This window comes from Comamonadaceae bacterium M7527, assembly GCA_021044545.1.
GTDB lineage: Bacteria > Pseudomonadota > Gammaproteobacteria > Burkholderiales > Burkholderiaceae_C > RS62.
The window spans coordinates 691,645-717,289 of sequence record CP087990.1; the positions used below are offsets into that span (position 1 = coordinate 691,645).

Below are 25,645 nucleotides of genomic sequence, written 5' to 3' on the forward strand. Positions count from 1 at the left end.
TAAGGCGCTGCGAGTGCCAAGGCTGGTGTGATGTGCTGCTGGGTGTGCCTTACAAGTCTTCAGAGCCCAACAGCATTTCCGTAATGCCCTTGCCGGCTTGCACCATGGGGAATACGTTTTCTGTAGGGTCTGTTCTAAAGTCGACAAACACGGTGCGGTCTTTCAGGCGGCGCGCCTCACGCAACGCAGGTTCCACGTCTTTGGCGTGCTCAACCAGAATACCCACGTGACCGTAGGCCTCAGCCAGCTTCACAAAGTTGGGCAGTGCGTCCATGTAGCTGCTGGCGTAACGGCCTGCGTACTCCACCTCTTGCCACTGGCGCACCATACCAAGGTAACGGTTGTTCAGCGACAACACCTTGATGGGCGTGTTGTATTGCAAGCAGGTCGACAGCTCCTGGATACACATTTGCACCGAGCCCTCACCTGTTACGCAAAACACCTCGGCGTCTGGCTTGGCCAGCTTAATGCCCATGGCGTAAGGAATACCCACGCCCATGGTGCCCAAGCCACCTGAGTTGATCCAGCGGCGTGGCTTGTCAAAACCATAGTACTGCGCCGCCCACATTTGGTGTTGGCCAACGTCTGACGTGATGTACGCGTCGGCATCTTTGGTCATGTCCCAAAGGGTTTCAATGACTTTTTGCGGCTTGATCACGTCCGTGTTGTCGCGGTCGTACTTCAAGCAGTCGCGTGAGCGCCATTCTTCAATGGTGTGCCACCATGCGGCCAAATCGGCGGGGTCCACACGCTGCTGCGTCTCTTTGATCATGTTGATCAACTCGCGCAACACGTCTTTACAGTCGCCCACAATTGGCACGTCAACCTTTACACGCTTGGAGATGCTGCTAGGGTCTACGTCTATGTGAATGATCTTGCGCTCGTTTTGCGCAAAGTGCTTGGGGTTGCCAATCACGCGGTCATCAAAGCGCGCGCCCACAGCCAACAGCACATCGCTGTTTTGCATGGCGTTGTTGGCCTCAATGGTGCCGTGCATGCCCAGCATGCCCAGGAAGCGCTTGTCACTGGCCGGGAACGCGCCCAAGCCCATCAGCGTGTTGGTAACGGGGTAGCCCAGCAAGTCCACCAACTCGCGCAACTCAGCTACGGCCTCACCCAACAGCACACCGCCGCCGGTGTAGATGTAGGGGCGCTTGGCCGTTAGCAGCAGCTGCAACGCCTTGCGAATTTGTCCGCCGTGGCCTTTGCGCACGGGGTTGTAAGAGCGCATTTCCACCGTTTCTGGGTAACCAGCGTAGGGCGTCTTTTGAAATGACACGTCTTTGGGCACATCCACCACCACCGGACCAGGACGGCCAGAGCGGGCAATGTGGAAGGCTTTCTTCATGGTCTCGGCCAGGTCAGCCGGGTGCTTGACCAGGAAGTTGTGTTTCACGATGGGGCGCGTAATGCCCACGGTGTCGCATTCCTGGAAGGCGTCTAGGCCAATGGCTGCCGTCGGCACCTGGCCGCTGATGATCACCATGGGAATGCTGTCCATGTACGCCGTGGCAATACCAGTGACAGCATTGGTCAGACCTGGGCCAGACGTTACAAGTGCTACGCCCACTTCGCCCGTGGCGCGCGCAAAACCGTCGGCAGCATGCACAGCGGCTTGTTCGTGGCGCACCAATACGTGCTGAATGGTGTCCTGCTTGTACAGTGCGTCGTAGATGTAGAGCACAGCGCCACCGGGGTAACCCCAGATTTGCTGGACACCTTCGGCTTGCAAGGACTTGACGAGGATTTCCGAGCCCATCAGCTCAGGTGCTTGCCCAGCAGCGTCGGCGTGGGCGGCGGAGTTGATTTCCGCAGAATTGATTTTCATGATGAACCTTTGAGATTTTCTCTAACGAAAAACCGTGGGTGCCTCTCGCGAAACCCTTTTGAGGCAGGCTTGAGACTTAAGACAACAGACATTGGCGGGCCTCAATGTATGCATCCCGCGCGACTGTTATCCGTTTGCAAGTAAGTTGTGCAGCTAGCATTATGGCATGTATTTTCAACAGCTTACCCCTTTGCGACATCGCGCACATGACTCAAGCGACAATACATGCCTGACCAATCACCACATCAGCCATGACCGACAACGACCACACCACAACAGCAGCACCAACAGACATACCCAGCCTCAAACGCCGCATGGCCGCCTGGTTGTACGAGGGTATGCTGCTGTTTGGGGTGACGTTTGCCACCGACTATGTCTTTAGCGTGCTCACCAACACACGCAGCGGTCTGGACAACCGAACAGCGCAGCAAGCTGTGCTGTTTATCGTGCTGGGCGCCTACTTTTGCTGGCAGTGGACGCGCAGCGGTCAAACCCTGGCCATGAAAACCTGGCACTTGCGCTTGGTTGACGCCCACGATGGCAGCAAGCTGCCAACCTGGCGTCAGGCCGTTGTGCGTTATGTGTTGTGCTGGGTATGGCTGCTGCCGCCATTGCTGTTTGGCAAACTGATGGGCTCTGGTGCGGGTGCGATTACAGCTTGGGTGTTGTTGTGGGCGTTTATCTGGGCCAACACGGCGCGACTCAATGCCAAGCGTCAGTTCTTGCACGATGTGTGGGCTGGCACGCAGGTCACCTCCTACGTAAAGCCCCGCTTGCTCACTGGCCAGGCCAAGACTTAATGCCAGCCTCAACGCGTCCTGTATTTGAAAACACTCTGCCATGAACAACCCCAATCAAGAACCCAGCGGCAAGCCCACCACCAAACGCAAAGGCTTTGCCCGCGTGCCTTACGCCTTCAAGTACTCTTTAGCTGGCCTGAAAAGTGGCTGGCTGGAGCCTGCATTTGCATTTGAGGCCAAGTTGGCCGTGCCAATGCTCCCCCTGGCCTTTGTCATTGGCCGCCATTGGCTGGAGGTGGCGATGCTGCTGGCCACAGTGGTCTTGGTGCTGATCACAGAGCTGCTCAACACAGCGGTTGAGAGCGCCATTGACCGCATCAGCGAAGACCACCACGAACTGTCCAAGCGCGCCAAAGACTTGGGCAGCGCCGCCGTGTTACTGGCCTTGTTGTTGTGCGCAGGCGTGTGGCTGGCCGCTATTGCTGAGCGGGTATTGGACTTATGAAGCCCGTCAACTTTTCAGTGGCTGTGTACTGCGGCTCCAGGCCAGGCACAGACCAGGCTCATGTGGCAGCGGCTACAGCTGTAGGCCACTGGATTGGCACACACGGCGGCCAACTGGTGTACGGCGGCGGCAATACCGGCCTCATGGGCACGGTGGCCAAGGCTTGCGCAGCGGCCGGCGGACGTGTGCTGGGCGTCATGCCTCAGGCCCTGGTAGAACGCGAGGTGGCCAACACCGACTGCGACGAGTGGGTGGTGGTGCAAACAATGCACGAACGCAAAGCCATCATGGCACAGCGTGCAGATGCGTTTGTCGCCATGGCTGGCGGCATTGGTACGTTTGAAGAGTTGTTTGAGATTTGGACGTGGCGTCAGCTGGGCTATCACAACAAGCCTGTTGGCTTGCTCAACATCAACGGCTACTACGACGGCTTGAACGCGTTTATCAACACCGCTCGCCAAGCCGAATTCATGGATGACAGGCAGCTGGCCCTGATGGAAGTCGGCACACAACCGGCTGCTCTGCTGCAAACGCTGGTGCAGCAGGCTGGATTCAATGCGGCCTTGAAGACAACTGCGATATAGCCGGATTTTTGGCTTTCGCAGGCTGGCTTTAGATCGCGGTTTCGTCCTGCTCGCCTGTGCGTATGCGCACCACGCGCTCAACAGGCGTTACAAATATCTTGCCATCGCCAATTTTGCCCGTGCGTGCGGCGGTCACAATGGCGTCCACGCAGCGCTCTACGTCGTCTGAAGCCACGACCACCTCAATCTTGACCTTGGGCAAAAAGTCCACCACATACTCGGCACCACGGTACAACTCGGTGTGACCTTTTTGTCGGCCAAAGCCCTTTACCTCGGTCACTGTCAAGCCGGTCACGCCTTGCTCGGCCAGCGCTTCGCGCACTTCTTCCAACTTGAACGGCTTGATTACGGCGGTAATTTGCTTCACGAGGCAACTCCTTAGTGGGGGCTAACAATAGACGTTGGTGCGGCTGCAGGCGTGAGCCATAAGCGCTAAGCATGACATTATGCCCAAGCCTTGAAGCCCTGGCGCGCAAGAGTGCTGTGGTAGCCCATAATCTCAGTCTGTTCACGCTTTACGCGCTTGAGGTCGCACCACAACTTTGTCCATGTCTACGCTACCCAAACACATGCCAACCGTTGTCACATTTCGGGGCAACCACCCTGAAAATATCTACTACGGCTCTATTGCTGTGGTTGACAAGCGCGGCAAACTCGTTGCCCATGCCGGAGACATGCAAACGCCCATGTTCACACGCTCAGCGCTAAAGCCCTTTCAGGCCATGCCGCTGATTGCGCAGTTTGCCGACAACTTTGACTTGAGCGACGCCGATGTCGCCTTGCTATGCGCCAGCCACAACGGCGAAGCCGCCCACGCCAGCCGCGCCGCATCAATGTTGAGTCGCGCAGGCCGCTCTGAGGCCGACTTGCTGTGTGGCACTCACCTGCCCTATTACTACACCACCAACAAAATCACCCCGCCAGAGCCACCTACCTACAACCGCTTACACCACAACTGTTCGGGCAAGCACGCCGGCATGTTGATGTTGGCCTGTGCTTTGGGCGTGTCTCACCAGCAATACACCAGCCTGGAACACCCTGTGCAGCAAGCCATTGTGGCTAGCGTGTGCCACTTTTGCGGCATGCAACCCAGCCAACTGGTGGTGGGCATAGACGGCTGCAGCGTGCCCAACTTCGCAGTGCCTCTGCCCAACCTGGCGCGCGCTTTTGCCCAACTCACCAAAACCGAAGCAGGTGGGCCCTACGGCCGCGGCCCACAGCGCGTGTTTCAAGCCATGAGCGAACACCCCGCCATGGTTAGTGGCATGGGCAGAAACGACCTTGCCATCACCCGCGCTGGCGGTGGCGACTGGATATCCAAGGTTGGGGCAGACGGCGTACAAACCATCACCAGCCGCTCACGCGGCGAAGCCATTGTTGGCAAAATTGCAGACGGCAACCTGGACATGCTCATGGTCATGATGATGGCCGCACTGGAGCAACTGGGCTGGATGACAGACAGCGCCCGCAATGCCTTGCGCACCTACGTGCCAGGCCCGCTCAAAAACGCGGCCAAGCTGGATGTGGGGCACACAAAAGCGGTATTCCAGCTGGCTTGATGCCTGCCAAGTGCCTGCTGGGGTGATCAACCCGCTGCAAAAAACCGGTTTGTAATCGGATAGCGCCAGTCTTTGCCAAAGGCCCTGTGACTCACGCGCACGCCAGGGGGCGACTGGCGGCGCTTGTATTCGTTGATGCGAATCAGGCGCACCACTTTGGCCACATCTGCCTCGGCGTAACCGCTGGCCACAATGTCAGCAGGGGCGACGTCTTGCTCCATATAAGCCGCAATGATGGCGTCTAACACCGCGTATTCGGGCAAGCTGTCCTGGTCTGTTTGGTCCGCGCGCAGCTCGGCACTGGGCGGGCGCGTGATGATGCGCTCGGGTATGGGGTCGTCGCAGGTCGCAAAGGGGTTGTTGGCGTTGCGCCAGTTGCACAGCGCAAACACCCTTGTTTTAAGAACGTCTTTAATGACGGCAAAGCCGCCAGCCATGTCGCCATAAAGCGTGCAGTAGCCGGTTGCCATTTCGCTCTTGTTACCTGTGGTGAGCACCATGCTGCCCCACTTATTGCTCAGCGCCATCAGCAAGGTGCCCCTGATACGCGCTTGCAGGTTTTCTTCAGTGGTGTCTTCTGGTATGCCATCAAACTCCCGCGCCAGTGACTGCTTGAACACCTCAAAGTGCGGCGTAATATCCAGCTCTGTGTAGCGCACATTCATGCGCTTGGCCATTTCAGCGGCGTCCAACAAGGAAATATCAGCGGTATACGGTGACGGCATCATCACGGCGCGCACGCGCTGTGCGCCTAAGGCGTCTACGGCTATGGCCAACACCAAAGCCGAGTCCACGCCGCCAGACAAGCCCAACACCACACCAGGAAATTTGTTTTTGCCCACATAGTCGCGAACGCCCATTACCAGCGCTTGCCACAAGTCGCTCAGCTCGCCTTGCTCAACGGCCACGTCATTCGCCCCGGCCAAGGTCCACGTGATGAGCGTCTCAACAAAACTGGGCGCTCTGGCAACCACCTGCGCGCGCGCATCCAGCATAAAACTACGCCCGTCGAACACCAGCTCATCTTGCCCGCCCACCATGTGGGCATACACCAGAGGCAGCGGCACACGCTGCACCAGTTGGGCCATGGCCGCCTCGCGTTGCGCGCCTTTACCCATGTGAAATGGCGAGGCATTGATCACAACCAGTACTTGCGCACCGGCGGCTTGGGCATCCAGAGCAGGCTGCTCAAACCAGGCGTCTGCACAAATCAACAAGCCGACTTTGGTACCCGCCACGTCAAACACACAAACATCTTGCCCAGGCTCAAAGTAGCGGCGCTCATCAAACACCTGGTAGTTGGGCAACTCACGCTTGGCGTAGCTGGCCACCACCTCGCCTGCATGCAATACCGTAGCCATATTGAGGCAAGGCGGTGTCGATATGGCTTCTGTGCGAACCGTTTGCTCGCGCCGCGCCGCGGCGTGTCCCACCACAATATGCAGGCCTTCCAGGTGTGCTGTGCGCGCAGCAATGGTTTTCAGGGCATCATCAACAGCTTGCAAAAACTGCTCGCGCAAGTACAGGTCTTCAGCGGCATAACCCGACAACGCCAGCTCTGGGGTTAGCAACAGCTGGGCACCGGCTGCGTGCGCATCGGTGGCGGCTTGTACGATGCGCTGGGCATTGCCAACCAAATCGCCAACAACAAAATTGAACTGAGCAACAGAAATGCGCATAGGTAATAAAACGTGGACAGCAAAGCAATGAGCGTTGGCAATTATGTCACCCGCATCATCCAGGACCCCGCCAGCATTGCGCAAGACCAGTGGGATGGCTTGCTTTTGGCGTGTGCCGGCAACGCATCGCTAAACCCCTTCGTGCGCCACGCATACATAGCAGCCATGCACAGCAGCGCCAGCGCCGTGGCCGATACAGGCTGGCAGCCCTATTTTGTAAGCCTGTGGCACGCTGACGAACAACGCTTGGTGGGCGTGTGCCCCATGTACGTGAAGTCACACTCTTACGGCGAATACGTGTTTGATTTTGCCTGGGCACGCGCCTACCAGGAGCATGGCCTGACTTACTACCCCAAGGCCGTGATTGCGCCACCGTTTACACCCGTGCCAGGGCCGCGCTTGATCGCGGCAACAGCAGCAGACCAATCGGCATTGCTGGCTGCCACCGTGCAAACCTGTACTGATATTGGCGTGTCGTCCCTACACGCCTTGTTTATCAGCGAGTCAGACCGCGCTGCGTGCGAAGCGCAAGGTCTGTTGATGCGCCAGACCGTACAGTTTCATTGGCACAACACGCAACCAGGCTACGACAGCTTTGATGCGTTTTTAGCCACGTTGGCACAAGACAAGCGCAAGAAAATCAGGCAAGAGCGGCGCAAAGTGTCAGACGCAGGCGTACGCTTTGAAACCAGACGCGGTACTGACATCACAGCAGATGACTGGCAATTGTTCTACCGCTGCTACCAGCAAACCTATCTGGAACACGGCAACGCGCCCTACCTCACGCCCGCGTTTTTTCAAGCCATGCGCGAGCACATGCCGCACAACTGGTTGATGTGCGTGGCCTACTCACCGTCTGACCAAGCCTTTGCCTGTAGCCTGATTGGCCTGGAGCTGGACAGCGACGGCCGGGCCATTGCCGCCTTTGGCCGCTACTGGGGAGCCTTGGCGCGTTTGGACTGCCTGCACTTTGAAGCCTGTTACTACCAACCACTGGCCTGGTGCATAGACAACGGCGTGGCCCGCTTCGAGGGCGGCGCCCAAGGCGAGCACAAAATGGCCAGAGCCCTCATGCCCCAAACCACCTACAGCGCCCACTGGCTAGCCCACCCAGCTTTCGCCGACGCCGTAGACCGCTACCTGGAGCGTGAAACGCAAGGTATGCAAGCCTATGTTCAGGATTTGCAAGCCCACAGCCCGTTTAAAACACGCGCAGATTGACGCGCAGCCGTATCACGTTGGGCCTGCCCAACCCCGCTGGGGCTGAACCGGGTTTAGGGTGCAGGCACCCCAATTAATTTACTTGGCGGCGTAATTGGCGATACCGTCTGTAATTTCTTTATGGGCGGCGGCTTTACCCTCCCAGCCCACAACCTTGACCCACTTGCCTTTTTCCAGGTCTTTGTAGTGCTCGAAAAAGTGGGCGATTTGGGCCTTGGTGGCTTCTGCCACGTCGCCAATGTCTTGCACGTTGGCATTGGTTGGCAATAGCTTGTCTGTGGGCACTGCCAGTACCTTGCCGTCCATGCCGCCTTCGTCTTCCATGTTCAAGATGCCTACGGCACGGCAAGGAATCACCACGCCTGGGGGCAATGGGAAGGGGGTCATTACCAATACGTCTACCGGATCACCGTCACCCGCGATGGTTTGTGGCACATAGCCATAGTTTGTGGGGTAGTGCATGGCGGTGCCCACAAAGCGGTCTACGAAAATCGCACCGGTATCTTTGTCAACTTCGTACTTCACGGGGTCTGCGTTGGCAGAAATCTCGATGATGACGTTGAATGCGTCTGGAACGTTTTTACCGGGCGTGACGTTGTTTAAGGACATAAGTTCTCTCTAGGGTCTAAAAATGGGGCTGGCACCATGCAGCATGGGTGGGCCAATTGGGGCTGATTTTACTGAACTGTAGCTGACACAAGACCAATGGTATTCGCGCTGCAACATGCAAGGCGGCATGCTTGCAGCACAATATAGCCATGGCTACTTCCAATACACGCGTCATCCCTGTTGTAAAAGCTCAACCCGCCGCCCTCGCCTGGCCAGATGTTGGCAACGTGTCGGCCGGCCCCAACACCGCTGACCAGCTGGGTAGGCACTTGCGCGACCTGCGCATCAGCGTGACGGACAAATGTAATTTCAGGTGCAGCTACTGCATGCCCAAGAGTGTGTTCAACCGCGACCATGTGTATTTGGCCCAAAGCGAATTGCTGAGTTTTGAGGAAATCACCGCTGTGGCACAAGCCGCAACCCAGCTGGGCGTTCGCAAACTGCGCATTACCGGCGGTGAGCCACTGCTGCGCAAGCACCTGCATGTGCTCATAGCCCAACTCAGCGCCCTGCGCACAACAGACGGCAAGCCGCTAGACCTTACGCTCACCACCAACGCCAGCTTGTTGGCGCGCCAAGCCCAAGCGCTGAAAGACGCGGGCCTGAACCGCCTGACCATCAGCCTGGACGCTTTGGACGACCTGGTATTTCGGCAAATGAACGACATGGACTTTCCGGTAGCCGACGTGCTCAAAGGCATAGAAGCAGCGCAAACGGCGGGCTTTGACAACATCAAAGTGAATATGGTGGTCAAGCGCGGCACCAACGAAGACCAGATTGTGCCCATGGCCAGGCACTTCAGAGGCACAGGCGTGGCACTTCGCTTTATCGAGTACATGGACGTAGGAGCCAGCAACGGCTGGCGCATGGACGAGGTGCTGCCCAGCGCCGATGTACTGGCCTTGCTGCAAACCCACTGGCCCATGCAGGCCTTGAAGGCCAACAGCAGCGGCGAGACCGCCAAACGGTTTGGCTACGTGGGCGCACATGGACAGGTAGACCCAGGCCTGGGCGAGGTAGGCTTTATCTCCAGTGTGACCCAGGCCTTTTGCCATGAGTGCAACCGTGCACGCCTGTCAACAGACGGCAAGCTGTTCAACTGCTTGTTTGCAAGCGCAGGCTTTGACATGAAAGGCCTGATACGCAACGCCAAGGTCACCACGCCAGACGCCATAGCGAACTATTTGGCCGCGGCTTGGGGCGCACGCGCAGACCAGTACTCAGCGCTCAGGCAAGCTGGTGTGCTGCCGGCTGGCAATGCCGAACAACGCATTGAGATGAGTTACATAGGCGGTTAAGCCAGCGGCTTGTCACAAGGCCGCCAATAACCAAAGCCACAGCCAAACCCACAGTCATCAGCAGCCGGCTTAAAGGCTGTCTACACCTTTGTTGGCCAGCATGTCGGCGCGCTCGTTGCCAGGGTCACCAGCATGGCCTTTGACCCAGCGCCACGTTAGTTCATGCTCGGTATTGGCCACCAGATCATCAAGGGTTTGCCACAAGTCAACGTTTTTAACGGGCTGCTTGGCCGCTGTTTTCCAGCCTCGCGCTTTCCAGCCCTTGACCCACTCTGTAATGCCCTTGCGCACGTACTCGCTATCCAGGTACAGCGTAACCTTGCATGGGCGCTTCAAGGCTTGCAAGGCCTTGATAACGGCCATCATTTCCATGCGGTTGTTGGTGGTGTTGGCTTCGCCGCCAAACAACTCTTTTTCGGTGCCTGCGCTTTTTAAAAATACGCCCCAACCGCCAGGGCCTGGGTTACCTTTGCAAGCGCCGTCTGTGTAAATGATGACTTCGTTCATGGGGAGGGATTGTCGTTCATAACGCGCGCGGGTTGCTTGGCTGCCACTCTGGCCCGGCCACGCACACGTTTGCGACTCCAGCTGGGGCCCATCACGCGCATGCCGCGTACTTTTTTTACGGCCACCAGCATGTATACGCCACCGGCAAACGGCCACAGCCTGGCGCCCCACCGCTCCAGCCAAGCCCAACGCTGAGCCCACTTGGACGAGGCAACACCCGGGCGGTACATACCGGTTTTAACCAATTGCACCTCAAAGCCCAGCAGCTTTAACCAGTCGCGCAAGCGCCACAAACCAATCCAGTGCCTGGCTGCCACATCAAACGGCGCGAACTGCGCCCCGCCCTTCAAGCCAAAGCGCTGCGACCAATCAAACCGGCTCTGGCGCACAGACCACAGGCTGAATGGGTTTAGCCCCGCAATCACCACATGCCCCTCAGGCATCAGCACTCTGGCCACCTCGCGCAGCGTCGCGTGCGGGTCAGCCGCGCGCTCCAAGGTATGGGGTATGACCACCAGGTCCAGGCTGGAAGACTCAAATGGCAAGGCGTGGCTGTCGCAATCAAGGTCTACCTCTGCGCCTGGGGCAGTGCCCAAAGCGCGGCAGTCTGGCCCGTAGCTGTCCACTTGCGCCAACCACTGGTGCGGCATGCGATTGGCGCTCAGACCGTCTAGCTCCGGCAAACCCAGCTGGATGGCATGGTAGCCAAACAGGTCGCGCACAACCTCATCTGTGTTGGCTTGCAGCCAATCTAGCCAGCATTGCCGCAAAAAGTCATGGGAATTGGTAAGCAAACTTAGAATATCCGGGTAGCAAATAACGACACGCCACGTGACAATCCCCTATTGTCGTGTGTCACATCGGCGCAGGCCACGAGAAACCCCATGCATTTATTGCCCATTCCCGCTTTTGACGACAACTACCTGTGGCTGCTGCACGACGGCCAACAAGCCTTGGTGGTTGACCCTGGCGACGCCGCCCCTGTGCAGGCCACGCTGGCGCAGCTGGACTTGGATCTGGTGGCTATTTTGGTCACGCACCACCACGGTGACCACACCGGCGGCGTATTGGCGCTGCAACAGCAATATGCCTGCGATGTGTATTACCCAGCCAACGAGCAGCTCGGTTTCGTAAATCAGCTGGACAGCGCCAAGGGCCACGCTGTGCGCGGCTCAGACACATTGAACGTGCTGGGCACCACGTTTACCACGCTGGATGTACCTGGCCACACGCTGGGGCATGTGGCGTTTCATGCCGCAGACGTTGCAGACTTGGGTAGCGTCTTGTTTTGTGGTGACACCTTGTTTTCTGGGGGCTGCGGCCGGTTGTTTGAGGGCACGCCTGCGCAAATGCGCGCCTCGCTGGCGCAGCTGGCTGCGCTACCCCCACAGACTTGGGTGTGCTGTGCACACGAGTACACCTTATCAAATTTAAAATTTGCCCGCGCTGTCGATCCGCAAAACCAAGCCTTACTGGGTTACAGTTCTACAGTCGAATCATTGCGCGCTAAAGGCTTGCCCACGCTGCCTGTGCGCCTTGGTACCGAGTGTGAGATCAACCCCTTTTTGCGTGTCAACCATGTTGACATTGCAACCAGTGTGTTGAGCCAATTTCCCCAAACACCTGCGCAACCTGATGCCATTTTTGGTGCCTTGCGCGCGTGGAAAAATAATTTCTAAATTGCCAATGCTGTTTATTGTTTACCGCCGCGCTGTGTTGGCGCTGCTGGGTGTGACCGCCGTTGTGTTGTCTGGTTGTGCAAGCCTGGCTGTGCCAGGCAGTGCAAGCCAACCTGCAAGAGCCTCTACCGCTGACTATTCAGGCCCTGCCGTCATACCAGAAGGGCCTCTAAGCCAGCTGGACGCAGCCACGGCCACCAACCTCGGCGGTGTGGCTGCAACCGCCCCACCACAAGACATGTGGGAGCGTATACGTCGCGGCTTTGCCATGCCCGATATTGACGGCAAGTTGGTGGACTCACGTGTGCAGTGGTACGCCTCTCGCCCTGACTACATAGACCGCATGTCTGAGCGCTCCAGCCGCTATATTTTTTATATTGTGGACGAGCTGGAGCGCAGAAGAATGCCCAGCGAACTGGCCCTGCTTCCCTACATTGAAAGCGCCTTCAACCCGCAGGCAGTCTCTCATGCCAAAGCCGCTGGCATGTGGCAATTCATGCCAGCTACCGGTCGCTCTTTTGACCTGCGCCAAAACTCTTTTCGTGACGACAGACGCGATGTCATTGCCTCAACCAACGCTGCGCTCGATTACTTGGAGAGCCTGCACAAACAGTTTGGTGACTGGCATCTGGCGCTGGCGGCCTACAACTGGGGGCAAGGCAATGTGCGCCGCGCCATCGCCCGCAACAAAGCCGCAGGCAAAGGTACGGGCTACCTGGACTTGCGCATGCCAGCAGAAACGCGTAATTACGTGCCCAAGCTGCAGGCCGTTAAAAATATTGTTAGCAACCCAAGTGCCTACTCGGTAGACCTGCCCTCCATCCCCAACCACCCGTTTTTTGATGTGGTCACCATTGAGCGCGACATAGACGTGAGCTTGGCCGCTGAATTCGCAGGCGTCTCTGTAGACGCCTTTAGAACGCTTAACCCGTCGTTAAAACACCCGGTTATTTTGGCCAACGGCACACCCTCCATCTTGCTGCCGTGGGACAACGCCGCGGACTTCAAGATACGACTCAAGGCACACAGCGGACCTCTGGCCTCCTGGACTGCATTTGTGGTGAAGCGCAACATGAAGCCGCGTGACCTGGCCAAGCAAGTTGGCATGTCAGAGTCAGAGCTGCGCCAGGTCAACAACATCCCACCTCGCATGCTGGTGCGCAAAGGCTCTACCGTGCTGATCAAGCGAAGCGCCAACAAAACTGCCAACGTAACCGAATACGTTGCCGACAACGCCCAGCTGGCATTGGCGCCAGAGTTCAGCAAGCTGCGCGTGAAGGTGCGCAAGGGTGACACCTTGTCAGGAATAGCGCGCAAATACGGCGTGTCGGTAAGCGCCATCACCAAGTGGAACAACTTGAAATCGCGCAGCTACATTCGCATAGGCCAGACACTGATCGTGCAGGTGCGCTAACGCTTTCTACAGTATTTCTAGTTGCTGGTTGCTAGCGCCTGGCCAGCAAGGAGTGCGCGATAGTGCCCAGGTCAACGTACTCCAGTTCGCTGCCCACCGGCACACCTCGCGACAGGCGCGTGACGCGCAGCGGTAAATCTTTCATGGCCTGCGCAATCACGTGGGCTGTGGCCTCACCTTCTGCCGTGAAATTGGTGGCCAAAATAACCTCTGCAACCGGCACTTGCGCGTGCTCAGGGATTTGAGCCGCCAGCTCAGCATCTTCCCCTTGCTGGGCCAGCTCTGGATTGATGCGGTCAAACAATCGGCGCAAGCCAATCTCTTTGGGCCCTACACCGTCCAAAGGGCTTAGGCGCCCCATGAGCACAAAGTACAAGCCCTGAAAGGCACCCGTGCGCTCAAGCGCGGCTTGGTCGGCGGGCGTCTCCACCACACACAATTGCGTGGCGTCTCTTGTGGCGTCTGAGCAAGTGGCGCACACCACCGCTTCAGTCAATGTGTAGCAACAGGCGCAGTGACGAATGCGCGCCGCGGCTTCATCAAGCGCGCGGGCAATGTGACGTGCGCCCTCTACGTCTTGCTGCATGAGGTGAAACGCCATGCGCGCAGCCGACTTCGCCCCGACGCCTGGCAAGCGTTGCAGGGCAAGCGTTAGCTGGTCTAAAGCACCACCGGGTTGAGCCATACAGATAGGCTTAGAAAGGCAACTTCATGCCGCCCATGCCAGGCATACCCGCGGTAATTTTGCCCAGCTTGGCCTCTGACGTGGCTTCTGCGTTACGCACTGCATCGTTAAACGCCGCAGCCACCAAGTCTTCCAGCATATCTTTGTCGTCACCCATTAGTGAGGGGTCAATCTCCACGCGACGCACATCGTTTTTGCAGGTCATGGTGACCTTTACCAAGCCTGAGCCGGACTGGCCCTGCACCTCGATATTGGCCAACTCGGCCTGCGCTTTTTTGAGGTTGTCTTGCATGGCCTGCGCTTGCTTCATCAAGCCTGCCATTTGTCCCTTGTTAAACATGTTGTGTCCTTTCAATAAACCAAGTGGGTAACAATTTTTTTACATCAGACTGCACTGCCCCTTACGCGGCAGGTACAGACCGGAGTGTGCCCGGCACAATGACCGCGCCAAACTCTTGCATCATTTGCTGGGCAAACGGGTCATTCAAAATAATCTGCTCGGCCTCGTGCAAGGCTTGCGCAGCCGCTGCTGCCATGCGTTTGGCTGGCGTGTCTTGCACCAAACCCAGCTCTACGCCCAGTTGCACCTCGCAGCCCGCTTGCGCAAGCGCTGTTTGCAAGCGTTCCTTGTTTGAGCCCTGGTTAAGCGACTCGCGCTCAATGCGCAGCAGCCAATGTGCAGGCGTTGACGACTCGTCGGTAGCCACCAACTGCGACTGCAAAGCCAACTCTCGCACCAATGCACTGACGCGCTCTTGCTCAATCAGGGTCTTGACGGTATCTAACCACATATCGCCTTCAGGCGTGCACACCAGCTGCACGTCGCTGCCGCGTGCTGCGCAGCTGCGGGCGGCTGGACCCGGTCAACTGTTGCCGTGCGTGCAACAGGCTGCTCGTCTCTGGACTCGCGCACAGGCATGCGGGTAATGGGTACTGGCAGCTCTTGCTCAGGTGCTTGTGCCGGCGCCGGGGCCGCAATGCTGGCCGGTTTTGGTTGGGATGCTTGCTGGGCGACTGCCGCAGGGGCAACAGGTTGAGCTTGCGCAATTGGTGTTGCAGGCGCTATTTGAGGAGCAGGAGCAGGAGCAGGTGCCGGTGCAGGTTTAGCAACTACCAGCGCTTGGCCATTATTCAGGCTTTTTTTTCAGCCGACGCTTGCACAGCGCCCGGCTTGAACGCCAACAGCCTCAGCAACACCATGGTGAGTGCCGCGTACTCGTCTGGTGCCAAGCCAAGCTCGCCACGGCCATGCAAACACAAGCTGTACAGCAGCTGGGTCTCGTCTGCGGGCATGGCATCTGCCAGCGCTTTGAGTTGCTCAAAATCTGGATCTGTCTCGTCACCCTTGCCTGTGGCTTGCAACACTGCCATGCGCTGCAAAGCACCAGCCATTTCCTCCAGCGTGGTCGCCGCACTAAGGCCTTGCAGTCTGGCCGCATCAATCATGGCCACCACATCGGCGCCACGGTTGTGAGCCAGCGCCTCAATCAGCTCAAACACATGGCTGGCATCTACAGCGCCTAGCATTTGGCGCACAGGCTCTTCCTGAAGCACGCCATTGCCAAAGGCAATAGCCTGGTCTGTCAGGCTAAGCGCATCACGCATAGAGCCGTGCGCCGACTTGCCAATAAAACGCAACGCGCCCAGGTCAAACTCAACGCCTTCGTCGCCCAATACGGTTTGCAAGTGCTCCACCACCGTTTGCGCGGGCATAGGACGCAAGTTGAACTGCAAACACCGCGACAACACCGTTACCGGCACTTTTTGTGGGTCTGTGGTGGCCAGCACAAATTTAAGGTATTCGGGGGGCTCTTCAAGCGTTTTCAACATGGCGTTAAACGCCGTGTTGGTCAGCATGTGCACCTCGTCGATCATGAACACCTTGAAGCGCCCCTGCACAGGCTTGTAAACCGCTTGCTCCAACAGGCTTTGCACCTCGTCCACACCACGGTTGGACGCGGCGTCCAGCTCGGTGTAATCGACAAAGCGGCCTTGATCAATGTCGGTACAGGCCTGGCACACGCCACACGGCTCAGCCGTGATGTCGCCCTGGCCATCAGCGCCCACACAGTTGAGCGACTTGGCCAAAATTCGGGACACTGTGGTTTTACCCACGCCACGCGTACCGGTAAACAAATAGGCATGATGCAAGCGCTGCGTGCGCAAAGCATTGCCCAAAGCCTGCACCACGTGCTCTTGCCCCACCAACTCGGAAAAGTTGCGCGGTCTGTATTTGCGAGCAAGAACGGTATAAGCCATAGCCCTAGATTCTATGTGCAATAGATCGCCGCCTGGCATTCGCTCAATCTGACAAGACATGGTGAAAGGTCATTCGCACGCCGTTACAATAACCCTCGACGGGCCTTCCCGCATGGTGAAGCGGCCAACCGGGTCAGATGGGGAACCAAGCAGCCCTAACTGTGAATCCAGTGCCGGGGTCAAGGCTCGTCACCCTTCTTTCTTTTGCCAATCAGTACAACAAACTGAACTCCATCCGGACCTAAGTTGCCTTCGTTGTGGCAGTTGGCTGTATCACTTCCTCCCCAACTAGGTCGATGAAATCGACACGACACAGGTCGAAGGTCTGAACCTTCGAGGCGCACGTTAATGCGTCCGCGTCTTGATTCCAAATGATCTCTGGGGTGCCTACGGCAAGATTTGTCGTCATCAGTGGTGGGCTGCACGCTACCCCCTGTGTTGGGAATCCTCAACTCTCACACAAAACCACTGTATTTGATAACTTAAGATGGCTATTTTGGCCTATTAAGTTATTGATATGAATTCTTTAGAATCACTTTTATCGCGCAAGGTTAGGCTGCTTCTAACCATGGTGCCAGCGGTGCCACTCGCGCTTACCTCCGCTGCATTCATCGATGAATACATGAGTAGCTACCACCGCCTAGACGAACTCATCCCGGCGTCTATTTCCATATTTACGCTTGTGCTGGTGACTGCACTTGGTCTGCGGAGGAGTCGCGCGACACGCCCGCTCGCGGTGTTTACCTGGCTCAAATCGGTCATCAAGCAACTCCTGATAGTCCTGGTGGGAACCATTCTCATCATCACCATCATCATTATGGTGGCCGGCCTTGATGTCGTACTGCGGCTGGCACAGTCACCGTTGGCTATTTTGCTGGGGGCTGCGCTTATTCTTTGGCAGGGACGTTCGAAACGGCTGCGGGATGAGTTTGATTGGCTATTGGTCATCAAGAAAATCCTGATAGTCCCTGCGGCAGCCATTTCATTGGCCATCCTCATCCTCATCCTCCTCATGACAGCGCTCGTCGAGGATCTGCATCTGTTACGGTCGCCGTACGCGGTTTATATGGTGGCTGCGCTTGGTCTGCGGTGGTTTCGCACGACGTACCCTCTCGAGGATTTTGGTTGGCAATTGGCCATCGAGCGAATCCTAATGGTTCTAGCCGGGACCATTTACACCATCCTCACGATGCTTGTCATTACCGGAATCCGGCCGGCACAGTTGCCATCGGCTCTTTTGCTTATGGCCGCACTTGTTTATTGTCGGGCTCGCGCAACGCGGAAGCTGGAGGAATTTGATTGGCGATCGGTTACCAGGCAAATCCTAATGACGCTTGCCGCATTCCTTTTCATCAGCGACACGCTGAATGTAATTGCGGCAATGTAGCTGACACCCAGGGACCAATGCCATCAATTCTTTTTCATACCAAACAGCACCGCTGGGGGACTGCCCTACACAAGTGGGCTCATGACTAAGCGTTATACGGGCCGTAAAGGCAATGCGGCAAATCCAGGCCAGCTGTAACGCAGCGTCGCTAGCCCTAAAGACTCAGAGTTCGACCAACTTGCAAGGCTGGCACCAAGCGGTAGTATCTGTTCACTTGTAAGCAGGTTAAGGTTACGCCAATGGACCCACTAGATACTTCCGCCATCACTACACGACGTATAGATGCACTCTTGAGCGAGTACGGCGAGAGCCACCTCAATGTGACCAACAAGCGTATTCACTGGCTTTGTGTGCCAGCGATTACGTGGTGCGTTTTTGCGGGTTTTTACTTGTTGCCTTACCCCTATGCCTTGGGTGCGGCGTTGGGTTTGAACTGGATGTGGCTGGCCATAGTGGCCAGCATTGCCTACTACTTGCTGTTGTCTGCCAAACTGGCTGCTGGGCTGGTCTTGGTGAGTGCGGCGTGCGCAGCAAGCATTTACTGGTTTGAGGCCACGCGCACTATCAGCCTGGGGTGGTTTGCTGCCGTCGTATTTGTATTGGCATGGGTAGGCCAATTTATCGGGCACAAGATTGAGGGCAAAAAGCCTTCGTTTTTTAAAGACATACAGTTTTTGCTGATAGGCCCGGCTTGGCTGATGTCATTTGTGTACCGCAAGCTAGGCTTGCCGTACTGAGCTAAGCCTCTTGCGCTGGGTGCGCTGGTTCCACTGGCTGCGCCAGCGCGTGCTCCATGGCCTCTAGCAAGCCGGCTGGCGGCTGCGCGCCAGACACGGCCCACTTGTTTTGAAACACAAACAGCGGCACGCCCTGCACCTCCATGCTGCGCCATTGTTGAGCTGCTTGCAGCGCCGCTTGCTGAGCTGGCCCGCCTTTTACCAAACATTGAGCAACCACCTCTGCAGTCAGACCGGTGGGCTGCATCACTTGCTGAACCACTGCATCGTTGGTCAGGTCCAGGCCCTTCAAAAAGTAGGCGTCAAACAGGGCCTGTACCACCATGTCCTGTTGCTGCGCAGTGGTGGCCGAGGCAATCAAGGCCTGCATGCCCAGCGTGTTGGGTTGGCGGGTGATCTGGTCAAAGGCAAATTCAATGTTGGCGTTGCGCCCGGCATCTGCCATGCGCTGCAGGACCTCATCCGCGCGGTCTCCAAACTTGTTGCGCACATAGGCCGCTCTATGCATGCCGTCCAGTGGCATGTCGGGGTTGAGCTGAAACGCAGACCACTGCACCTGGGGCTTGGCCCGCTCGGGGTATTTGCTGGCATACAAGGCCAAAGCTTGCTCAAGGTGGCGTTTACCAATAAAGCACCACGGGCACACCACGTCAGACACAACGGTGATGTGAAGTGTGGTGCTGCTTGCGCCAAGGCTGGTTGCAGAGTCGGCTGGGTTCAAAACAAGTCCTCAAAAAGTAGTGCTGCCGTGTGATGTGGGCTGTTAGACCCATGGCCTCATTGTGCGGGCTCTATCAGCGCCCCGCTGGCGGTGAGGAAAGCGCTGCGCACCTCCTGACTGTGGTAGATGGCCGCCACTGCAGCCCTATAAGTGTCAAGCTGACGCAGCAAGGTCTGGTCTAGCTGCGGCTGGCGGCTGGACTTGAAGTCAAGCACCCACCACTCCTTGGTGTCGCGGCGTTGTACCAATCTATCCAGGCGCATCAACGTGCCGTCAACCATGATGTCGACTTCGTTGCCAGCAAAACCAACAATGCTGTCCTGCCACGCCCAGGCACCCTCACCTCGCACAATATTGCAAGCCCATTGATGCGCCAGCTCAAGCGCTTCGCCGCTGAGCTGCCAATTGCGTTGTACGCGCTGTAGTTGCTCTGGGTGCCATGGGTCTGCAGCGGCATCCAACTTGGCCGGCAGCCACTCAAGCAACTGGTGCATGGCCTGCCCCAGGCGTGCGCTTTCTTCTTGCTCAGCAACAGGCTTTGCGGGGGGTGCGCCATCTGCAAACACTGGGCGCGCATGCCATTTGGGTAGCCGCTTGATGGCCACTGGCGCGTTGTGTGCTTGCGCAGTCGCGTCGTTTGGGTCATCGGTTTGCGCAACGGTCACGGTTTGCGCGTGTGTTACCAAACGCGACCACCAGCTGTCATCTTTGTTGCCAGCGCGACTGTGCGCAGACAGCACCAGCTCGTCGGCCGCGCGGGTCATAGCCACGTACAAGGCATTGTTTTCTTCTACAGCTCTGGCCTGTTGGTCGCTCGCCAGCAGGCCTTGAGCGCAAATGGGGGGCTGCTTTTCCCGGGCAACAAACACCACGCGCTTGGGTGCGGCTGCGTCACTGGGCCAGTCCACCAGCATGGACATGGTCTGGGCTTTTTTGGCAGGAGCGTGTGTGTCTAGCAACAGCACGCAAGACGCCTCAAGGCCTTTGGCGCCGTGCACGGTGAGCAGCTGCACTGCATTGGGTGGTGTTGGCCAAGCGCGCTTGCTGGTGGCGGCTTTGACAGCGCGCACAAACTGGTAAGGCGTCACAAAGCGGCCCTGATTTAACGCCAGACTCTCATCCAGTAATGCCAGAAGCTGGGCATGCGTGGCGCCCACCATGGCAGGCGGAACCGCCGCTGCATAGGCTGCCAATACGTCACAGTGCTCATAAATGGTTGTTAGCAGTTGTACCAACGTCAACTCACGCAGCCAAGTGCTCATGTGGTCTAGCGTGCTTGCCCACTGCTGCGCCTGATCAGGCGCGTCAGTGTTGCCGCATGCGCTGTGCAAAGCGGCACGCCAACTCATGGATGAACCGCTTGGTGCATCGCCCTTGGCAACCACAGACAACCACAGCAAATCCTGATCAGTCGCACCAAACAAGGGCGAGCGCAGTGCGCGGGCCAACGCCAAATCACTGTTTGGTGAAATGAGGGCGTCCAGCAACGCCACCACATCGGCCACCGCCGGGCTGTCAATCAGGGTGGACTTCTCTGGTTGTGCGCACGCAATACCCAAGGCAGACAGCGACGACTGCATCATGCCCAAGCGGGCATTGGTGCGCGCTATCACCATGATGTTCTGCGCCGCCTCACCGCTGGATACCTTGTGGGCTACCCACTGCGCGGCTTGCTGTATTTCAAGCGCGACGCGCTTCTCCTCTGCCACCACTTTGGGCGACAACAAACTGTCGCGCCACTCGTGCACCTCGCCAGCTGCATCCACTTCGTCCGCCGCATCGTCAAGCTCTGGATCAATCAACGGCAAGGCCAGTACCGCGCCTACCGTCTTTTTATCGGTGGTATGCGTGCGAAACAATGGCGCTTGCGCAGCAGCTGCTGCGACCTCCGCCTCATCCTCTTCATCCGCTTGATCGCATACATCGGCTTGGGGCAACATCACCGCGTTCAGCGCTTGCACCACGCTGGTGGCATTGCGCCTTGTGTGGTCACAAGCCAGCACATCGCCACCCAGCGCCAGCGCAACAAACTCAGTCGCAGCCCGAAAAACGCGCGGCTCAGCGCGGCGGAATCTGTAAATAGACTGTTTGGGGTCACCCACAATAAAGACGTAGGGCACGTTACCGCCACCTGCGCCCACATAGCCTTCCAGCCACGACAGCAAAGCACGCCACTGCATGGGGTTGGTGTCTTGAAACTCATCAATCAGCAGCTGCGACACGCTGGCATCCAGGCGCTGCTGCACCCAGGCGCTGAGCTCAGAATCAGCCAACAGCTTGCTAGCGGCCATCTCGATGTCGTTCATGTCGACCCAGCCGCGCTGGCGTTTGAGCGCGGTGAAGCAGTCAATAAGGCACAAAGACAAACGGGCCATGCGCTGCTGATGTTCTATACAAGCAGCTTGGTGCAACGCCTGCTGCCAGTGCTGCGCCCACTCTTGCGCGGCTTGCACCAGCTCTGGGTTCGGCGCTTTAAGGCCACTCTTCCTGGGCTTGCCGTCGCTGGTCAGCAGCACTTTGGCTGCAGCGTGCATATCCGCGTTGTCCAGCGCCGCACCCAGGGCAGTCGCTGCCTTGGTGGCGGCAGCGTTACCGCTGCGCCCCATGGACATGGCCGCATCACGAATTGCTTGGGCCATGCCAGGCATGTGCTCCAAGGGCTTTTGCAAGTTGGTGCAGTTGGCAAACGCTGGCACGGTTTCGCCCAGGCTGGCGACACCGTGCAACAAGGCATCAGGTGAGGCCAAACCAATTTCAACGCGTTTGCCCAGTGCGTTGACCAACGCCTCGTTGAGGTTGCTGCGCCCGCTGGTCGCCAGTGCATGGCGAAAGTCAGCCAGCAGCTGCTCATCGGCATGAACGGCCCTGTAAAAGTGCGGCCACACCAAGGCCATGGCCTCGGCGTCGTCTTGCAACAGCTCGTAAGGAGACGGCAGCCCCAGGCTTTGCATCAGCGACAGCGGCGCCATGCGCAGCAAGCTGGCAAACCAGCCGTGAAAGGTACGAATACCCACGCCGCGCCCCGCCAATATTTCAGCGTGCAAGCCGCTGGCGCGGCGTAGCAGCTCTGGGGTCAGCTCTGCCTCAGACAGGCCTCTGGCCAACAGCTCGCTACGCAGCGTTGCCTCGTCGTGCTGGGCCCATTCTTGAAGCAACGCCACCACGCGTCCACGCATTTCTGCGGCGGCCTTGTTTGTAAAGGTTATGGCCAGTATGTTTTGCGGCTCTGTGCCGTTGAGCAGCGCGCGCGCAATGCGCGCCACCAACATCCACGTTTTGCCCGCGCCGGCACAAGCTTCTACCACTACGTGGCGCTGGGGGTGGCAGGCTATGCGGTAAAAGGCGGCAGGCGCAACGGGCACGCTGTTTACGGTGTAGCTAAGGGGTTGATGGGCTGGTGTATTCATGACGCTTGCGCCCAAAAATCTTTGCGACATAAACCACGCGCAGCGCAGTATTCACACACCACGCCATCGCCCAAAGCGTTCAGCGCCTGGCCACTTTGCAAACGCCGGATATCCACAACAACGCCTTGCAGCATGGTTTCCATGAGTTCTGTCGATGCAGTTTGTGCCACCAGCTGCGTAGCCCCTGCACCCTTGCTGTCCTGGCCTGAAATGTTGAGGTAGCCGGTTTGCAAGTCCACACCATCGCTCAGGTTTGGCTGCATAAGCGCGGCATAAAAAGCCAGCTGCGTGTCCTCCAGTGGCGTTTTGACACGTTTCCTGGTTTTGTCCAAACGCTCGGTTTTGTAGTCCAACACAGCACATGCACCGCTGTCTGAATGGTGGTCTATGCGGTCAATGGTGCCCGTGATGGTGACGGCCTCGCCCTGTTCGTCAGACAGCATGCGTTGCATGTGGCGCTCTGCCTGATCAAACACAAACCCCTGCGCCTCATGGCTTTGCAGCCAGCTCAAGTAGCCGTCACGCAATTGCTCCCAATTGCCATCAAACGGCAAAAACTGTGCTGCCTCAAACCCCATGTCACTGCGCACTTGCGCAGCCAAGGTGTCCAGTGTGGCTGCATCTGTTTGGGCGTTGGCCTTGCTGGCGGTACGGCCCTCGTGAAACAACTGCAAGACCTTGTGCAGCCAGTTGCCCAAGTCTTTGGCGCCCACATTCTCATCCAGCTCGGCGCTCTCCCACAAGCGCAAACCTTGCATGGCAAAAAACCTATAGGGACAGTCGCGCAACGCCTGATAGGCACTGGCAGACAAACGCTTGGGCGTGTGGTGGGCCAACACGGGTGCTGGTTGCTTGGTACCAAGGCTGGTCTGCATATCAATAGCGCGAGCATCCTGGCCCGCCTCCCAGCCTCTGCGTATCAGCCAAGGGCTTGGCAGATCTGTGTGGTCAACGCCAGCTGACTGCGACAACGCCAACCACGGTGCGGCCAGTTGGGCCTGGTCGCCGTCTGTGCATCGCCACAACACATCCAACACGGGCGCGGTGGTGGCCATACACCAGGCGTCCAGCGCGGCCTGGGTTTGCGCACTGGCTTGCGGCAAGCCCAATATGGCCTGTTGCTCTGGTGTCCACAAATTGATAGCACTGACATAGGCGGGCATGTGCTTGGCATCACAGCCAGCAATCACCACAGCGCCCACTTCCCGGCCCAGCAACTGCGCCATGGGCAAGGCAGACACCTCAATACGCCCCACGTAAGGCGGCTTGTAGCTGCCTCCCTCCAAGGCACTGCGCAACCATGCTGTAAAAGTATGCACAGACATGCGCTGCCACAGTGGCGCCAAAGCCACCGACCATGGCAGCACCGCGTCGGATAAGTCACTGGGCAGCGCATCTACAGCCAGCAGGGTTTCATCCAAGCGCAGCATACGCAACACTTGCTGTGTGGCGTCATCGTCTGGCCAATGCTGCAACCACGCGCTGCCAACCAACAACGTCAGCACGGCTTCACGCCATTGGTCTGGCGTTTGCTGGCGCGCCAGCGATAGCCAGCCACGCAGCACTTGCGCCCCCGGCTTGACCTCCCCACGCTCAGACCATGAGTCCAGCAGTAACAGCGCTTTGTCAGCGCTGCGCACCTGCAGCTTGCGCAGCTGCGCCTCCCACTCATCCAGTTGCGCCGAATAAGAAGGCGTGGCAAACAGCGGAGCGGCTTTGACAACATCCAACAACTGGTTGCTCGTGGCGCTGGCATGACTGGCTTGCAGCCAAGCCATTAAAAACGCAGCAATAGGCGTGGTGGACAGCATCCAACCTGTCTCATCACGCCAGTCAACACCGGCTGTTTGCAGTTGCGCGTGTATGCGTTTGGTCAGCAAGCGGTCTTGCGCCACGATAGCCACCGGCACACGCCCGGCCTCCAGGTGCGCCAGCACGCAAGCGGCGGCGAGGCTGGCTTCGTCTTGTGCGTCCAGTGCCTCATAGACTTTTGCAGCTGGCCTGTCACCCAAGGCGGGCTGCAGCGTTGGCAACACAGTGGTGGCCTGCTCTCCCAACTGGTGCTGCCAATGGCTTAGCAGTGCCTCGCTGAGCGCATCGACTTGCAAACCCGGCAGCACAGCCAGCGCCTTGCAACTGCTGGCAGCCACCGGTTGCCACAACACATCGGTGGCATAGCCGCTGCTGGCGGCCCAGTTGAGTGCCAAGGTCGCCAACAGCGACTCCCATTTGTTGAAACCATCACCGGCTCCCAATGCCAATTCAGCTTGCTTGCTGTGCAACCAAGCCTGTCGCTGCTGCGGCGCAACGGCGCACACAACACTGGCCAGGGATTGCGCCGCGCTGAACAACTGCGGGGCCAAGGTTTGCCGCCACGCATGATCCAAGCCCGGCAACGCAATGCTCGCCAACATGGCCGCGCTCACTGCAGCGTCGTGGGCGGCGTCCAGGCTCAAGTCTTCTGGCCCTGGGGTAAAGGCTTCAAGCCTGTTGGCCCAATTGCGCGTGGTTTCAAACCTGGGCACAAAACTGGTCGGAAAGGCCTGCGCCCAAGCCTGCCTGGCAGCCCCCATCATTTGTGCAAACGGTACCAGCACCACCACTTCACTGGGCTGCCATTGCCCATGGCGTATCCAACTGTCTAATGCCAGCATGCAAGGCTGCCATTGCCATGCAGGCCTCGCTGTGTTGCTTGTGGGTTCATTCATGGTTGGTACGCTAAAAGGCTATTTGGCTGTGCATGGTGGCTTCGGCGGCTTGTTGATGACACAAAACTGGCGCGACACTTGAATGGGCTGTTTCTGTCACAATTATGTTGCGTGTGCA

General features: G+C 57.9%; 22 protein-coding genes, 1 other RNA gene and 1 pseudogene. 11 read left to right on the forward strand and 13 right to left on the reverse strand.

Features of this window, described 5'->3' with window-relative positions:
- Positions 1-49 precede the first annotated feature (49 nt).
- Positions 50-1,828: an acetolactate synthase 3 catalytic subunit gene (locus LN050_03250; protein UFS56874.1), complete on the reverse strand. Its 1,779-nt coding sequence runs from the start codon at positions 1,826-1,828 to the stop codon at positions 50-52.
- A gap of 251 nt (positions 1,829-2,079) precedes the next feature.
- On the opposite strand from LN050_03250, the gene LN050_03255 reads away from it, so the two are divergent.
- The 3 genes from LN050_03255 to LN050_03265 are packed head-to-tail and all read left to right on the forward strand — an operon-like array spanning position 2,080 to position 3,657.
- Complete coding sequence (locus tag LN050_03255; protein ID UFS56875.1) at positions 2,080-2,628, forward strand: RDD family protein; 549 nt, start codon at positions 2,080-2,082, stop codon at positions 2,626-2,628.
- A 40-nt stretch (positions 2,629-2,668) separates the two neighbouring features.
- The gene (locus LN050_03260; GenBank protein UFS56876.1) at positions 2,669-3,073 is read left to right on the forward strand and encodes a diacylglycerol kinase; all 405 of its coding nucleotides are present in this window, start codon (positions 2,669-2,671) and stop codon (positions 3,071-3,073) included.
- Positions 3,070-3,657 carry a TIGR00730 family Rossman fold protein gene (locus tag LN050_03265; GenBank protein UFS56877.1) on the forward strand — a complete coding sequence of 196 codons (588 nt, stop codon included), beginning with the start codon at positions 3,070-3,072 and terminating at the stop codon, positions 3,655-3,657. The genes LN050_03260 and LN050_03265 overlap by 4 nt, the downstream gene beginning before the upstream one ends.
- 28 nt (positions 3,658-3,685) lie before the next feature.
- On the opposite strand, the gene LN050_03270 is transcribed toward LN050_03265, so the two are convergent.
- Entirely contained in the window at positions 3,686-4,024 is a 339-nt protein-coding gene (locus LN050_03270; GenBank protein ID UFS56878.1) for a P-II family nitrogen regulator, read from the reverse strand.
- 181 nt (positions 4,025-4,205) lie between these two features.
- Here LN050_03270 and LN050_03275 point away from each other — a divergent pair, with 181 nt between their 5' ends.
- Entirely contained in the window at positions 4,206-5,216 is a 1,011-nt protein-coding gene (locus LN050_03275; GenBank protein UFS56879.1) for an asparaginase, read from the forward strand.
- A 26-nt stretch (positions 5,217-5,242) separates the two neighbouring features.
- On the opposite strand, the gene LN050_03280 is transcribed toward LN050_03275, so the two are convergent.
- Positions 5,243-6,895, reverse strand: a complete 1,653-nt coding sequence (locus LN050_03280) for an NAD+ synthase (protein ID UFS56880.1) — start codon at positions 6,893-6,895, stop codon at positions 5,243-5,245.
- A gap of 27 nt (positions 6,896-6,922) precedes the next feature.
- Here LN050_03280 and LN050_03285 point away from each other — a divergent pair, with 27 nt between their 5' ends.
- A complete protein-coding gene (locus LN050_03285) occupies positions 6,923-8,116 on the forward strand; it encodes a GNAT family N-acetyltransferase (protein ID UFS56881.1) in 1,194 nt (397 codons plus the stop codon).
- Between the two features lie 78 nt (positions 8,117-8,194).
- On the opposite strand, the gene ppa is transcribed toward LN050_03285, so the two are convergent.
- A complete protein-coding gene (ppa, locus tag LN050_03290; protein UFS56882.1) occupies positions 8,195-8,725 on the reverse strand; it encodes an inorganic diphosphatase in 531 nt (176 codons plus the stop codon).
- 149 nt (positions 8,726-8,874) lie between these two features.
- On the opposite strand from ppa, the gene moaA reads away from it, so the two are divergent.
- Positions 8,875-10,023 carry a GTP 3',8-cyclase MoaA gene (moaA, locus tag LN050_03295; protein ID UFS56883.1) on the forward strand — a complete coding sequence of 383 codons (1,149 nt, stop codon included), beginning with the start codon at positions 8,875-8,877 and terminating at the stop codon, positions 10,021-10,023.
- A 69-nt stretch (positions 10,024-10,092) separates the two neighbouring features.
- Here the strand turns inward: moaA and rnhA are convergent, their stop codons facing one another.
- Entirely contained in the window at positions 10,093-10,530 is a 438-nt protein-coding gene (gene rnhA, locus LN050_03300; GenBank protein UFS56884.1) for a ribonuclease HI, read from the reverse strand.
- Entirely contained in the window at positions 10,527-11,324 is a 798-nt protein-coding gene (locus tag LN050_03305; protein UFS56885.1) for a methyltransferase domain-containing protein, read from the reverse strand. The genes rnhA and LN050_03305 overlap by 4 nt, the downstream gene beginning before the upstream one ends.
- Positions 11,325-11,414: 90 nt before the next feature.
- Between LN050_03305 and gloB the strand changes: the two genes are divergently transcribed.
- Positions 11,415-12,209 (forward strand): hydroxyacylglutathione hydrolase, encoded by a 795-nt coding sequence (gloB, locus tag LN050_03310; GenBank protein ID UFS56886.1) that lies wholly within the window; start codon positions 11,415-11,417, stop codon positions 12,207-12,209.
- 7 nt (positions 12,210-12,216) lie between these two features.
- Positions 12,217-13,623, forward strand: coding sequence for a transglycosylase SLT domain-containing protein (locus LN050_03315; protein ID UFS56887.1), 1,407 nt, complete (start codon positions 12,217-12,219; stop codon positions 13,621-13,623).
- Between the two features lie 31 nt (positions 13,624-13,654).
- Here LN050_03315 and LN050_03320 read toward each other — a convergent pair whose 3' ends face one another.
- From LN050_03320 to dnaX, 4 genes and pseudogenes are all read right to left on the reverse strand, one after another.
- On the reverse strand, positions 13,655-14,308 hold the full coding sequence (locus LN050_03320; protein ID UFS56888.1) for a recombination protein RecR: 654 nt from the start codon (positions 14,306-14,308) through the stop codon (positions 13,655-13,657).
- Between the two features lie 10 nt (positions 14,309-14,318).
- Positions 14,319-14,648: a YbaB/EbfC family nucleoid-associated protein gene (locus tag LN050_03325; protein UFS56889.1), complete on the reverse strand. Its 330-nt coding sequence runs from the start codon at positions 14,646-14,648 to the stop codon at positions 14,319-14,321.
- Between the two features lie 61 nt (positions 14,649-14,709).
- A complete protein-coding gene (locus tag LN050_03330; protein ID UFS56890.1) occupies positions 14,710-15,099 on the reverse strand; it encodes a hypothetical protein in 390 nt (129 codons plus the stop codon).
- Between the two features lie 346 nt (positions 15,100-15,445).
- Positions 15,446-16,567 (reverse strand): annotated as a pseudogene (gene dnaX, locus LN050_03335) (DNA polymerase III subunit gamma/tau).
- A gap of 97 nt (positions 16,568-16,664) precedes the next feature.
- Between dnaX and ffs the strand changes: the two are divergent.
- From ffs to LN050_03350, 3 genes are all read left to right on the forward strand, one after another.
- Positions 16,665-16,761: signal recognition particle sRNA small type (gene ffs / locus LN050_03340), an RNA gene on the forward strand.
- A gap of 323 nt (positions 16,762-17,084) precedes the next feature.
- On the forward strand, positions 17,085-17,954 hold the full coding sequence (locus LN050_03345) for a hypothetical protein (GenBank protein ID UFS56891.1): 870 nt from the start codon (positions 17,085-17,087) through the stop codon (positions 17,952-17,954).
- A gap of 239 nt (positions 17,955-18,193) precedes the next feature.
- Positions 18,194-18,691, forward strand: coding sequence for a DUF962 domain-containing protein (locus tag LN050_03350; GenBank protein UFS56892.1), 498 nt, complete (start codon positions 18,194-18,196; stop codon positions 18,689-18,691).
- A gap of 1 nt (position 18,692) precedes the next feature.
- Here LN050_03350 and LN050_03355 read toward each other — a convergent pair whose 3' ends face one another.
- The 3 genes from LN050_03355 to LN050_03365 are packed head-to-tail and all read right to left on the reverse strand — an operon-like array spanning position 18,693 to position 25,527.
- Positions 18,693-19,412: a DsbA family oxidoreductase gene (locus tag LN050_03355; protein ID UFS56893.1), complete on the reverse strand. Its 720-nt coding sequence runs from the start codon at positions 19,410-19,412 to the stop codon at positions 18,693-18,695.
- Positions 19,413-19,468: 56 nt separating this feature from the next.
- On the reverse strand, positions 19,469-22,819 hold the full coding sequence (locus tag LN050_03360) for a UvrD-helicase domain-containing protein (protein ID UFS56894.1): 3,351 nt from the start codon (positions 22,817-22,819) through the stop codon (positions 19,469-19,471).
- The gene (locus LN050_03365; protein UFS56895.1) at positions 22,816-25,527 is read right to left on the reverse strand and encodes a PD-(D/E)XK nuclease family protein; all 2,712 of its coding nucleotides are present in this window, start codon (positions 25,525-25,527) and stop codon (positions 22,816-22,818) included. Before LN050_03365 ends, LN050_03360 begins: the two co-directional genes overlap by 4 nt.
- Between the last annotated feature and the right edge of the window lie 118 nt (positions 25,528-25,645).